Raw genomic sequence first — 12,665 nt, forward strand, 5'->3', positions numbered from 1 at the left:
GTCAGGCGCGCGTCGCGAGCTCGCGGGTGGCCGCGGCGGCGTCACGTGCGAGGGCTGCGGCATCCGCCGTCACCAGCTCGCCGCCCGCGACAATGGTGCGGCCACCCACAAGCAGACGCTCGAGCGGTGGAGTGTCGGCGAGGCCGAGCGCCGCGACGGGATCGTACAGGCCCGCGTGGGCGACGCCGTCGATGCGCCAGACCGCCACGTCGGCGAGCTTCCCCCTCTCGAGCGAGCCGAGCTCGGCCGAACGGCCGAGCAGGGCAGCTCCGCCTATCGTCGCGACGCGCAGGGCCGCGCGTGACCCGAGGGCATCCGCGCCGTCGCGCAGCCGGGCCATGAGCACCGCCTGCCGGATCTCGGGTGCGAGCCGGCCGGACTCGTTCGACGCGGCGCCGTCGACGCCGAGCCCAACGGGCACCCCGGCGCGCAGCAGCTCCCGCACCGGCGCGATGCCGGCGGCGAGCCGCGCGTTCGACGAGGGGCAGTGCGCGACTCCTGTGCCGGAAGCCGCATAGCGCGCGATGTCGTGTGCGTCGAGGTGCACGCCATGCGCCGTCCAGACGTCGTCGCCCAACCAGCCGACGGATTCCAAGTAGTCGGTCGGACCCATGCCGAAGCGCTCCGCGCAGAACGCCGCCTCTTCCACTGTCTCCGAGCCGTGGGTGTGCAGCCGCACGCCCAATGAGCGCGCCAGCACGGCGCTCTCGCGCAGCAGCTCGGTGGTCACGCTGAACGGCGAGCACGGCGCGATGGCGACCCGCACCATCGCGGCGGGCGAGGGATCGTGGTAGCGGGCCACCGCCTCCGCAGAGGCCGCGAGCGCGGCATCCGTCTTCTCGACCGCGAAATCCGGCGGCAGACCGCCGTCGCTCGCGCCGAGGTCCATCGAGCCGCGCGTGGCGTGCAGGCGCACGCCGATGCGAGCGGATGCCTGAGCGAGGGCGCCCACGTGATCGCCGCTGCCCGCCGGGAACACGTAGTGGTGGTCGGCGACCGTGGTGCACCCCGACACTGCGAGCGTGGCGATTCCGGCCGCAGCGCCGCGCCCCACCACGTCGGCGTTGATGCACGACCACAGGGGATAGAGCGCCACCAGCCAGTCGAACAGGATCGCGTCCTGCGCGAGACCGCGGGTGAGCCACTGGTACAGATGGTGGTGCGTGTTGACGAGGCCTGGGGTGACGAGGCATCCGCGCGCGTCGATGCGCTCGGCACCTTCGGCGAGCTCATGCGGCGCCGGCCCGGGGCCGACCGCTGTGATCCGGCCGTCGTCGATCACGAGGTGGCCGCTGGCGTATTCGCCGCCGTTCGTATCGACGGTCGCGATGTGGCCGCCTTCGATCAGGGTGCGCGTTGTCACAGCTCGAGCTCCACCGCGGTCTCGAGCGCGGCTTCGATGCTGCGCAGCCAGCCGGCGTGCAGCAGCCCGTGGGTGTCGCCGTACAGGCTCATGCCCGAGACGAGGTTGCTCGAGCACGAGCACACCATGCCGGCACGCAGGCCGCGCAGGCGCGCGACGACGAACAGCGCCGAGCTCTCCATCTCGACGTTGAGCACGCCGAGCCGGTTGAGCTGGGCGATCCACTCCGGGGTCTCGGCGTAGAACGCGTCGTCGCTCGCATTGATGCCCCGGTGCGATGACGAGCCCGCGGCTGCGGCGATCCGCTCGCTGTGCCGACTGAGCGCGACGGTCAGCTCGGTGTCCGGCACGGCAGGGTAGCCGGGGTGGGCGTAGGCCGCCGTGGTGCCGTCGTTGCGCAGGGTGCCCTCGCTCACGAGCAGTTCGCCCGGCGCGATGCCCGGCTGCAGCGCCGCAGAGCTGCCGACGCGGATGAACGAGGTGACGCCCACCCTGGCGAGCTCCTCGACCGCGATCGCCGTCGACGGGCACCCCATGCCGGTCGACGTCGCCGTGATGCGGCGACCTTTGTACGTGCCGACGATCGTGCGGTGCTCGCGGTTGTGCGCGACCTCGACCACGTCGTCGAGGAACGAGGCGATCAGCGGGATGCGGAACGGGTCGCCGGGAAGCAACGCGACGGTGGACACTTCGCCGGGGGCGACACCGATGTGGAATTGGCGGGCATCGGCGCCCACCGCGGACTTGTCGACGACGTCGAGGGTAGGTTCAGCCATCACGTGCTCCTTGTTCGAGGCTCTGGTCCCCGCCCTGGAGCCGGCCGGCGCCGGCCATGGTGATAGGACACGCTGTGGGCGAGCCTAGGCGCGTGCGGTTACGCGGGTGTTACCGCCCGTGCGCGGGAGAGACTGCGACCGCGGAAGCGGCGTTTCACCCGCGCACGGAGGCGGTGAGGCGGCCGGTCAGTCGCGGACGTAGCGGAGGAGGAGGGTCGAGCCCGAGTTCAGGGCCTGCGCGAGGCGCATGCCCTGCGGGTCCGACGGCACCGCACCGGTGACCCGGCCCGCGTCGCCGCCCTCGAGGGTCGGGGTCACCGTCAGGCAGATCTCGTCGATCGCGCCGTCGGCGAGCATCAGCCCCGTGAGCGTCGGGCCGCCCTCGCAGTGCACCCGCAGCAGACCACGACGTTGGAACTCCTCGAGCAGGAAGGACGGTTCGACCAGGTCGACCCCGGCGACCACGACGTCCGCGACCTCGCTGAGCGCCTGGAACCGGTCGTCCGGCGCGTCGGCGGTCGTCAGCACGATCGGCCGCACCGGCGCCTCGGCGAAGATCGACGCCGCAGGCCCGAGGCTGAGCTCGGCCGACACGATCGCGAACACCGGTTGGGCGGCCCGCCCGTGCGACACGCGCCATGCGGCATCCGCATCGCTCAGGCGCAGCGCGCCGTAGCCCTCCTTGCGCACCGTGCCCGCGCCGACGAGCACGACGTCGGCCAGACGCCGCAGCAGATCGAACACGCGGTGGTCGGCCGCGTCGCCGAGCGGGCCGCTCGTGCCGTCGCGCGTCACGGCGCCGTCGATCGACGCGACGAAGTTGACCCGCACCCACGGACGGCCGTCGGCGTGCACGGCGCCCGCGTCGTACCAGTCCAGCAGCTGCTGATCGTCGGCGTCGAGGACGGAGGTCGGCACCACCCGGTCGATGCGCACAGAGCTCACGCGTTCTCCTCACCCATGTTGTGCACCAGCGCGCCTGTCGGCGCACGCCACCCCAGAATGGCCTCGGTCATGCGCACCGCGGCGACCGACTCGCGGACGTTGTGCATGCGCACGATGCGCGCACCCCGCATGATCGCGACCACCGCCGCCGCGAGCGACCCGCTGACACGCTCGCCGCGCGGCGCGTCGAGCGTCTCGCCGACGAAGTCCTTGTTCGACACCGCCGCGAGCACCGGGTGGCCGAGCTCGGCGATCTCGGCGAGGCGCCTGGTGAGCTCCAGCGAATGGAGCGTGTTCTTGTTCAGATCGTGCCCCGGGTCGATGATGAGGCGGTCGGACGCCACGCCCGAAGCCACCGCGTAGGCGACCCGTTCGGCGAGGAAGTCCCGCACCTCGGCCACCACGTCGCCGTAGACCGGCTTCGCGAACTGCGTTCTCGGGCCGGCGCCACGGGGCGCCGCCAGCGAGTGGGTGACGACGAGTGCGGCATCCGTATCCGCCATCACCCGCACCAGCTCGGGGTCGTGCAGTCCGGTGGTGTCGTTGATCACGTCGGCGCCGGCCGCGAGTGCCGCCCGCGCGACCCGCGCGTCGAAGGTGTCGACCGAGATCACGACGTCGCTCACGGCCCGCACCGCCTCGATGACGGGGACGACCCTGGCGGCCTCGTCCTCGGTGGAGAGCGCCGGGCCGGGCGCGAACGGCACGCCGCCGATGTCGACCCAGTCGGCGCCTGCCTGCGCCGCCTGCACGCAGGCGGCGACCGCGGCGTCGAGGCCGAAGGTGCGGCCCTTGTCGTAGAACGAGTCGGGCGTACGGTTCACGACCGCCATGACGGCGACCTCGCGGGAGAAGTCGAAGGTGCGCGCGCCGATGCGGCGCACCGGATCGATGAGCGGCGGCGCGTAGAGCGAGGACGCTGCCGTCATGCCTCGAGGATGGGAACGTTCGGGTCTGTCAGCTTCGCCAGATCGACCGCGCGGCCGCTGCGGATGAGCTCCTGGATGTCGTCGGAGACGTCCCACACGTTCACGTTCATCCCCGCGACGAGCCGCCCGCCCGAGACCCAGAAGGCGATGAACTCACGCGCCGCGACGTCGCCGCGGAACACGGGCTGCGTGTCCGCCGCGAGCGGAACGTAGCCGGCGTACTCCATGCCGACGTCGTACTGGTCGCTGTAGAAGTAGGGCACATCGTCGTAGACGACGTCCTGCCCGAGCATCGACTTCGCAGCCGTGCGGCCGCCGCCGATCGCGTTCGCCCAGTGCTCGCTGCGCAGGCGCCGGCCTAGGACCGGGTGGACGGCGTTCGCGACATCCCCGGCTGCGTAGACCAGCGGATTCGACGTGACGAGGGCGGCGGATGCCAGCACGCCGTCCTTCACGTCGAGACCGGCGTCCTCGGCGATCTCGGTGTTCGGCGCCGCGCCGTACCCGACGATGACGATGTCTGCCGGGATCACCTCGCCGTCGTTGTCGGTCGCGACGCCCGTGACGGCGGGGCCACCGCCGGTCTCGGCGACGACGAGCGCGCGCACTCCGCGCTGCAGCTTGAACTGGACGCCGTGATCGCGATGCAGCTGCCCGTAGATCGCGCCGAGCTCCGGGCCGACGCCGCCCGAGAGGGGCACGGCGCCCCGCCCGATCACCGTCACGTCGTTGCCGTAGTTCCGGGCGGCAGCCGCCGTCTCCATGCCGACCCAGCCCGTGCCGAGCACGACGACCTTGCGGCCGCCTTGGCGCAAGGCCTCACGCAGTTCCTCGCTGTCGTCGAGGGTGCGCAGGTAGTAGACACCGGCCGCGTCTGCGCCCGGGAGCTGCAGCGTTCGCGGCTTCGCGCCGGTCGCGATGAGCGCCTTCTCGAAGCCGACCGACGACGTCTCATCGAGGATCACGCGGTTGTCGACCAGGTCGAGCTCGACCGCGAGGGTACCCGTGAGCACGTGCACATCGTGCTCGTGGTACCAGTCCCACGGGTGCACGTAGGTCTCGGCCGGCTCCTTCGCCGGGTTGTTCAGGTACTCCTTCGAGAGCGGCGGCCGAAGGTACGGCACGTGGCGCTCGGCCCCGATCACCATGATGTCGCCGTCGAAGCCTTCGTCGCGCAGCGTCTCGGCCGCCGTCGCCGCTGCCAGGCCGCCGCCGATGATCACGAAGCGCCGTGTCGTCATGCCCCGAGCCTATTCCGCGGCGGACATACTTCGCGTTCAAAATCCTCCCTGGCGGAATTCAGGAAACCATCAGAGAATGGTAGGTATGAACGCAGGTCCTCGAATTCTGATCGTCGACGACGAGCCGAACATCCGCGATCTTCTGACCACCAGCCTTCGCTTCGCGGGTTTCGCCGTCCGTGCCGTGGCAAACGGCGCCCAGGCCATCTCGGCCGTGCTCGAGGAAGAGCCAGACCTCATCATCCTCGACGTGATGCTGCCCGACATGAACGGCTTCGGCGTCACCAAGCGCCTGCGGGGCGCCGGTTACACCGCACCGATCCTGTTCCTCACCGCGAAGGACGATACGGAGGACAAGATCACGGGCCTCACCGTCGGCGGCGACGACTACGTCACCAAGCCGTTCAGCCTCGACGAGATCGTCGCGCGCATCAAGGCGATCCTGCGCCGCACCATGCAGGCGGACGACGATGCGATCATCCGTGCCGGCGAGCTCACGATGGACCAGGACACGCACGAGGTCTTCGTCGGCGACGCCCCCATCGAGCTCTCCCCCACCGAGTTCAAGCTGCTGCGCTACCTGATGCTGAACCCGAACCGCGTGCTGTCGAAGGCGCAGATCCTCGACCACGTGTGGGAGTACGACTTCAACGGCGACGCGGGCATCGTCGAGAGCTACATCTCGTACCTGCGCCGCAAGGTCGACGCGCACTCGAGCGAGCCGCTCATCCAGACCAAGCGCGGCTTCGGCTACATGCTGAAGGCAGGCAAGGCCTAGAGCCGCGGGCGGATGCCTGAGGCATCCGCTCAGCAACCCGGAGTAGCTTTCGAGACCTATGCACCGGTCACTGCTCGCAGCGTGGAACTCCATCTCGCTGCGCACGAAGATCACCGGCGTGACCGTGCTGGTGCTCACCTTCGGCCTGCTGCTGACCGGAATCGGCACCACCCTGCTCTTCAAGCCGGTGCTGATCTCGCAGCTCGACCAGCAGCTCGAGGCCTCATCGACGTCGTCGAGCATCAACGCGATGCTCGACAGCGAGTCGACCGGCAACGACCAGGTCAGCCCCGACGGCGAGTCGAGCGCCTATTTTCTCGCGATCTACGACTCGAGCGGGAAGCTGCTCGGCTACAACTGGCGCACCAAGTCGAGCGACCTGCGCCCGTCGGTCGGCACGACGCTGCCCGCCGATCTCAAGGCGGCCTGCCGAGCAGGCGACAACTTCTATCTGGCGAGCAACGACGGCACCGTGCAGTACCGCGCTCGGTGCGTGTCGATCAGCTACGCGTCGGACAACCAGGCCGGCTCGGCGATCGTCGCCACCTCGACGAACTCGATCGACGTGCTGATGGCCGCGTATCTGACGATCTTCCTGGGCTTCGGCGTCATCGTGGTCGTCGTCGGGGCCGTCCTGACGCGCATGCTGGTCACCACGACGTTCGCGCCGCTGCGCCAGGTCGAGCGCACCGCGGCCGCGATCGCCGACGGCGATTTCAGCCAGCGCCTCGGCGGCGCCGAGCCCAATACCGAGGTCGGGCGCCTCAACCGCTCGCTCAACACGATGCTCTCGCGCATCGATCGCGCCTTCAAAGACCGCGCTCGCACGATCGAGCAGATGCGACGCTTCGTCGGCGACGCGAGCCACGAGCTGCGCACGCCGCTCGTGTCGGTGCGCGGCTACGCCGAGCTGTACCGCATGGGCGCCCTGCAGGACGAGGCGGCCGTCGCGGGTGCGATGGGCCGCATCGAGAAAGAGGCGCTGCGCATGGGCGGCCTCGTCGAGGACCTGCTCGAGCTCGCCCGCCTCGATGAGACGCGCCCGTTGCAGCTCGCGCAGGTCGACCTGCTGCCTTTGGCCTATGACGCGGCAATGGATGCCAGGGCGGCCCACCCGACCCGGCACTTCGGCGTCGTGGTCGATCTGCCGCCCGCCGCTCCCCCCGCGCCCGGGCCGTCCGCGAGCGACGACCCGACACCCACGCAGGTGATCCCGGTGGTCGGCGCGCGCGTGCCGCCGGCCGCGACCGGGCTCACGCGGGTCGCGCAGCGCGGCGGCATCCGCCGCACCTCGCCCGCACAGCGCGCCGGTGCGGACTCGCCCACCGGGCCGATCGGGTTCACGGCCAGCGCGCTCGCCCGGCTGCGCAGGCGCGGGCCGGTTCGACGCACCGACGACATCTCGATGGCCGAGACGATGCCGCTCGAGCTCGAGGACATCCCCGAGCCCCACACCGTTCCCGCGCTCGTGCTCGGCGAAGAGAACAAGCTGCGACAGGTGCTCGGCAACCTCATCGGCAACGCGGTGCGCTACACACCCGACGGCTCGCCGATCGAGGTGCGGGTGACAGCCGACCTTGCCACGCGACGCGCGTGCGTCGAGGTGGTCGACCACGGCGAGGGCATCCCGCCGCAAATCCGCGAGAAGATCTTCGAGCGGTTCTGGCGCGCCGACACCTCGCGTACGCGCGAGACCGGCGGCAGCGGCCTCGGGCTCGCGATCGTGACCTCGATCATCCACGCGCACAAGGGCTCGGTCGCCGTCGTCGAGACGCCCGGTGGCGGCGCCACCTTCCGCGTGCTGCTTCCCCTCTCCGACGCCGCGTTGTAGACGTCCTCCCGCTCACAGGCGGCGGAATGGCGCAGCTGTCCAGATTCCGCGGCTTTCCGGCGATGACGGATTCCTCCGCCGGGCTAGCGTCCAGGCATCCGTTTCATCGATCCCATCGGAGGAAGCCATGACCACGTTCCAAGTCGACAGCACCGCGGTTCTCGACGCCACCCGCTCGGCGCAGGCCACGCTCGAGCAGCTGCGCGGCGATGCCGCCCACCTGACCGCGACACTCACCGCGCTGCAGGGGTCGTGGTCCGGCCAGGCCGCCAGCGCGTTCCAGCAGGTGCTCGCGGGCTGGACCGCAACTCAGCGCACCATCGAGACCCAGATGGGTCAGCTGCAGCAGGTGCTGACATCGGCCGCCCAGCAGTATCAGGAGAGCGAGCTGCGCAACTACCAGATGTTCGCAGCCGGGCTGTAGGGCGGGCGGGCGCACGATTCGTCACAAGACGCACGATTCGTCACACTCGAAGGTCGGTTCGGTGTGACGAATCGTGCGTCTTGCCGTCGGGCGTTCGCCATCAGCGCTGTAACGCGTGAGGGCCGGAAAATCAGCTGTCCAAGGGAAGAGATTCCGTGCAACACGCCACACACAGGCGGCAACTCGCCGCCAAGTCGGCCGAACCCCTTCCGCTGGGCGCGGCGGACACACGAAAGGGGCGCCCCCTACGGGAGCGCCCCTCTTCGCTGTCTACGTGAGACGGAAGCCTGGACTTAGAAGTCCATGCCGCCGGTCGGGTCGCCGGCCGGAGCCGCGACCTTCTCGGGCTTGTCGGCGACGACGGCCTCGGTGGTGAGGAACAGGCCGGCGATCGACGCGGCGTTCTGCAGCGCCGAGCGGGTGACCTTCGCCGGGTCGATGATGCCCTGCGCGAGCAGGTCGCCGTACTCGCCGGTGGCGGCGTTGAGGCCGTGGCCGACTGGCAGCTCGGCGACCTTGGCCGCGACGACGCCCGGCTCGAGGCCCGCGTTGGTGGCGATCTGCTTGAGCGGCGCCTGGATGGCGACCTTGACGATGTTCGCGCCGGTGGCCTCGTCACCCGTGAGCTGCAGCTTCTCGAACGCGATCTTGCCGGCCTGGATCAGGGCGACGCCACCGCCGGCGACGACACCCTCTTCCACAGCGGCCTTGGCGTTGCGGACTGCGTCCTCGATGCGGTGCTTGCGCTCCTTGAGCTCGACCTCGGTGGCCGCGCCCGCCTTGATGACGGCCACGCCGCCGGCGAGCTTGGCGAGGCGCTCCTGCAGCTTCTCGCGGTCGTAGTCGCTGTCGGTGCTCTCGATCTCGTTGCGGATCTGCTGCACGCGGCCGGCGATCTGGTCGGCGTCGCCGGCACCCTCGACGATGGTGGTCTCGTCCTTGGTGATGACGACCTTGCGTGCCTGGCCGAGCAGGTCGAGCGTGACGTTCTCGAGCTTGAGGCCGATCTCCTCGGAGATGACCTGGCCGCCGGTCAGGATCGCGATGTCTTGCAGCTGAGCCTTGCGGCGGTCGCCGAAGCCGGGGGCCTTGACGGCGACCGACTTGAAGATGCCGCGGATCTTGTTGACGATCAGCGTCGCCAGAGCCTCGCCGTCGACGTCTTCTGCGATGATCAGCAGTTGCTTGCCGGACTGGATCACCTTGTCGACGATGGGCAGAAGGTCCTTGATGTTGGAGATCTTCTGGTTGGCGATGAGGATATAGGGCTCCTCGAACACCGCCTCCTGGCGGTCGGGGTCGGTGACGAAGTACTGCGACAGGAAGCCCTTGTCGAAGCGCATGCCCTCGGTCAGCTCGAGCTCGGTTCCGAAGGTGTTCGACTCCTCGACGGTGACGACGCCTTCCTTGCCGACCTTGTCGATCGCCTCGGCGATGAGCTCGCCGATCTCGGGGTCTGCGGCGGAGATGGAGGCGGTCGCAGCGATCTGCTCCTTCGTCTCGACCTCCTTCGCGCCGGCGATGAGCTCGGCGGTGACCGCCTCGACGGCCTTCTCGATGCCCTTCTTCAGGCTGATCGGGTCGGCGCCGGCCGCCACGTTGCGCAGGCCCTCGCGGACGAGCGCCTGGGCGAGAACGGTCGCGGTGGTCGTGCCGTCACCGGCGACGTCGTCGGTCTTCTTGGCGACCTCCTTGACGAGCTCGGCGCCGATCTTCTCGTAGGGGTCGTCAAGCTCGATCTCCTTGGCGATGGAGACACCGTCGTTCGTGATCGTGGGGGCGCCCCACTTCTTCTCGAGGACGACGTTGCGGCCGCGCGGGCCGAGGGTCACCTTGACGGCGTCGGCGAGCTGGTTGAGACCGCGCTCGAGGCCGCGACGCGCCTCCTCGTCGAAAGCAATGATCTTTGCCATGTTGTTTCTCGTCCCTCCCGGACGTAGCAGCGAAAGATGTCGTTAGCACTCAAAACGCACGAGTGCCAAATTGATTCTGGCACTCTCCCTACGCGAGTGCAAGAAACCGGGCAGGCATCCGTCATATCTGAAATGGCGAAAGCCGCCCGGCGAGCTGCCGGGCGGCTTTCGAACTGCGAGTTGGTGTGCGCCTAGGCCAGCCGCACCGACTCCGCCTGCGGGCCCTTGGAGCCGCTACCGACCTCGAACACGACCTGCTGGCCCTCTTCGAGGCTCTTGTACCCGCTCATGTCGATGGCGGAGTAGTGGACGAACACGTCCTGGCCTCCGCCGTCGACCGTGATGAAGCCGTAGCCCTTTTCAGCGTTGAACCACTTCACGGTTCCGTTCGCCATCGTTTCTCCATTGCTTGTTCCCGTAACGCGCACACCGATACGTCGCGTCACTGTGCGCCCGATCGTAGCGAGACGGAAACGCCGGAATCCGCGGCTGGGGCCGAATCGGTCAAATGGTTACGGCGCCGATCGGACATCGTCATATCGGCGTAACACTCGCGCAGGATCAGCCCGCGTAATCGGCTCCGAGCACCGCGGTCACCACGGCGCCGTCGTTCGCGAACTGCGCCGACTGCGTGACCGTCGTCACCCCGAGCGACTGCGCGACGCCGAGCGCCACACCGCGCTGCGCCGGGTCCGAGTAGTACACGGTCGTCGTCGGCGCGGTCTGCGGCGCGTTGCCGGTCGTCACCGCGCTCCAGCCGGCGCTCTTCAGCTTCGTCGCGGCCTTGGCCGCCAGCCCGGCCCGGCCGGTGCCGTTGAGCACGCTCAGCTGGGCGGTCGGCACGATCGTCGCAGTGGGGGTCGGGGTCGCCGTCGGCGTCGGAGTCGCCGTCGGGCTGGGCGTGCCCGTCGGACCGGCCGTCTCGGTCACGGTCGCCTGCGGAGTCGGGTGCTCGCCGAACAGGTTGTTGTCGAGCACGCGCAGATAGATCCACCCTGCGCCGACGATCACGAGGATCGCGACGAGACACCACACGAGCCAGAGCAGCCCGCGCCCGCGATGCTGGGGCGCCCGGTGAGCGCCGACGCGCTCGAGATCGGCCGGGACCACATCAAAGCGATCCTTCGGGAAATTCTGGGCCATGCGCTCGGGGGAGGTCCTTCCTCGGTCGGGGTCAGTCGATCGGCCGGGTGCGAGTGGCGCGCAGCTCGCGCCGCTCGTCTCGCTGTCGCAGCAGCCGCCTCACAAGAAGGGGGTCGTAGGCGAGCGCTGCAGGGGTCTCGATCAGCCGACCGAGGATCTGATAGTAGCGGGCGCCCGAAAGGCCGAACTGGGAGCGGATCGCCTGCTCCTTCGCCGCCGGCCCCTGCAACCACTCCCGCTCGAAGTCCAGCACGGCGACCTCGAGGTCGTTGAGCGGGGCGGGAGGCATGGGCTCAGGCTAACGATGAGAGGGCTACGGGCTCTGCGGCAACGCCGGTCGCGACGCGATACATGCCGATATGGCGGATGCCCGCCTCGAGGTACACCTCGCCGTACGGCTCGAAGCCGGCCTTGGCGTAGAGAGACTGCGCGTATTCCTGCGCGTGCAGCAGAAGATCATGGCCCGGGTTGTCGGCGATCGCTGCGGTGAGCAGCCTGCTGGCGAGACCCCTGCCCCTGGCATCCGCCCTGGTCACCACACGCCCGATGACCACGTGAGCCACGCGGTGCTGGGGATCCTCGTCCCACAGTGTGCGCAGGTAGGCATGGACCGAGCCATCGTCGTCCGCGATCCAGTAGTGCCGGGTCAGCGGCTCGAGGTCGCGGTAGTCCAGCTCGGTCTCATCGACCCTCTGCTCGACGAAGAAGACGTCGGTGCGCAGCTTCGCGATCTCGTAGAGCTCCCGGGTCGTGAGCTCGTCGAATGCTTTGCAGATCACGGAACTTTCGGACACCCGGGCGAGTTTACTTAGGTGAAGGCTCCACAAGAGCCGCGAGAGCAGAGAGGAATGGGCATGGGAGAGGTCTCGTCCACCAACTACAAGGTCACGAAGAGCGACTCCGAGTGGCGTGAGGAGCTGAGCCGCGACCAGTACGCCGTGCTGCGCCAGGCCGCGACCGAGCGCCCGTGGACCGGCGAGCTGCTCGACGAGGACCGCGCAGGCATCTACACCTGTGCGGCCTGTGGCTCCGAGCTGTTCAAGAGCGGCACGAAGTTCGACTCGGGCTGCGGCTGGCCGTCGTTCTACGAGAGCGTGCGCCCCGAGGCCGTCGAACTCATCGAGGACCGCTCGCTCGGCATGCTGCGCACCGAGGTGCGCTGCGCGAACTGCGGCTCGCACCTCGGGCACGTCTTCCCCGACGGCTTCGGCACCCCGACGGGCGACCGCTACTGCATGAACTCGATCTCGCTGGCGTTCACGCCCGAGGGCTGACACTCACCGCGTGCGCGGGAGAAACGACGCGTTCGCGGGTCCGGTTTC

The 12,665-nt window shown here is 69.4% G+C and carries 14 protein-coding genes; 4 read left to right on the forward strand and 10 right to left on the reverse strand.

Going from position 1 to position 12,665, the window contains the following annotated elements; genetic code table 11:
- Position 1: 1 nt before the first annotated feature.
- From D7I44_RS04160 to D7I44_RS04180, 5 genes are all read right to left on the reverse strand, one after another.
- Positions 2-1,363 (reverse strand): 8-oxoguanine deaminase, encoded by a 1,362-nt coding sequence (locus D7I44_RS04160; RefSeq protein WP_120788324.1) that lies wholly within the window; start codon positions 1,361-1,363, stop codon positions 2-4.
- On the reverse strand, positions 1,360-2,139 hold the full coding sequence (locus D7I44_RS04165; protein WP_120788325.1) for a nucleoside phosphorylase: 780 nt from the start codon (positions 2,137-2,139) through the stop codon (positions 1,360-1,362). The genes D7I44_RS04160 and D7I44_RS04165 overlap by 4 nt, the downstream gene beginning before the upstream one ends.
- 186 nt (positions 2,140-2,325) lie before the next feature.
- On the reverse strand, positions 2,326-3,084 hold the full coding sequence (locus D7I44_RS04170) for a pyrimidine reductase family protein (RefSeq protein ID WP_120788326.1): 759 nt from the start codon (positions 3,082-3,084) through the stop codon (positions 2,326-2,328).
- Positions 3,081-4,013: a dihydropteroate synthase gene (folP, locus tag D7I44_RS04175; RefSeq protein ID WP_120788327.1), complete on the reverse strand. Its 933-nt coding sequence runs from the start codon at positions 4,011-4,013 to the stop codon at positions 3,081-3,083. The genes D7I44_RS04170 and folP overlap by 4 nt, the downstream gene beginning before the upstream one ends.
- A complete protein-coding gene (locus tag D7I44_RS04180; protein ID WP_120788328.1) occupies positions 4,010-5,254 on the reverse strand; it encodes an NAD(P)/FAD-dependent oxidoreductase in 1,245 nt (414 codons plus the stop codon). The genes folP and D7I44_RS04180 overlap by 4 nt, the downstream gene beginning before the upstream one ends.
- An 85-nt stretch (positions 5,255-5,339) precedes the next feature.
- Here D7I44_RS04180 and D7I44_RS04185 point away from each other — a divergent pair, with 85 nt between their 5' ends.
- The 3 genes from D7I44_RS04185 (at position 5,340) to D7I44_RS04195 (ending at position 8,287) form a co-directional block, all read left to right on the forward strand.
- A complete protein-coding gene (locus D7I44_RS04185) occupies positions 5,340-6,032 on the forward strand; it encodes a response regulator transcription factor (protein WP_120788329.1) in 693 nt (230 codons plus the stop codon).
- Between the two features lie 58 nt (positions 6,033-6,090).
- Positions 6,091-7,863 carry a sensor histidine kinase gene (locus D7I44_RS04190; RefSeq protein WP_120788330.1) on the forward strand — a complete coding sequence of 591 codons (1,773 nt, stop codon included), beginning with the start codon at positions 6,091-6,093 and terminating at the stop codon, positions 7,861-7,863.
- A gap of 127 nt (positions 7,864-7,990) precedes the next feature.
- Positions 7,991-8,287 (forward strand): WXG100 family type VII secretion target, encoded by a 297-nt coding sequence (locus tag D7I44_RS04195; RefSeq protein WP_120788331.1) that lies wholly within the window; start codon positions 7,991-7,993, stop codon positions 8,285-8,287.
- A 293-nt stretch (positions 8,288-8,580) separates the two neighbouring features.
- On the opposite strand, the gene groL is transcribed toward D7I44_RS04195, so the two are convergent.
- From groL to D7I44_RS04220, 5 genes are all read right to left on the reverse strand, one after another.
- Positions 8,581-10,200, reverse strand: a complete 1,620-nt coding sequence (groL, locus tag D7I44_RS04200; RefSeq protein WP_120788332.1) for a chaperonin GroEL — start codon at positions 10,198-10,200, stop codon at positions 8,581-8,583.
- Positions 10,201-10,391: 191 nt separating this feature from the next.
- Complete coding sequence (locus D7I44_RS04205) at positions 10,392-10,595, reverse strand: cold-shock protein (protein WP_120788333.1); 204 nt, start codon at positions 10,593-10,595, stop codon at positions 10,392-10,394.
- A gap of 166 nt (positions 10,596-10,761) precedes the next feature.
- Positions 10,762-11,310 carry a LytR C-terminal domain-containing protein gene (locus D7I44_RS04210; protein ID WP_120788334.1) on the reverse strand — a complete coding sequence of 183 codons (549 nt, stop codon included), beginning with the start codon at positions 11,308-11,310 and terminating at the stop codon, positions 10,762-10,764.
- 64 nt (positions 11,311-11,374) lie between these two features.
- Positions 11,375-11,632, reverse strand: coding sequence for a DUF3263 domain-containing protein (locus tag D7I44_RS04215; protein WP_120788335.1), 258 nt, complete (start codon positions 11,630-11,632; stop codon positions 11,375-11,377).
- Positions 11,633-11,636: 4 nt separating this feature from the next.
- On the reverse strand, positions 11,637-12,137 hold the full coding sequence (locus D7I44_RS04220) for a GNAT family N-acetyltransferase (RefSeq protein ID WP_245980002.1): 501 nt from the start codon (positions 12,135-12,137) through the stop codon (positions 11,637-11,639).
- Positions 12,138-12,197: 60 nt separating this feature from the next.
- Between D7I44_RS04220 and msrB the strand changes: the two genes are divergently transcribed.
- Complete coding sequence (msrB, locus tag D7I44_RS04225; protein WP_120788337.1) at positions 12,198-12,617, forward strand: peptide-methionine (R)-S-oxide reductase MsrB; 420 nt, start codon at positions 12,198-12,200, stop codon at positions 12,615-12,617.
- Positions 12,618-12,665 lie beyond the last annotated feature (48 nt).

Origin of the sequence: Gryllotalpicola protaetiae (assembly GCF_003627055.1) — a bacterium.
Lineage (GTDB): Bacteria > Actinomycetota > Actinomycetes > Actinomycetales > Microbacteriaceae > Gryllotalpicola > Gryllotalpicola protaetiae.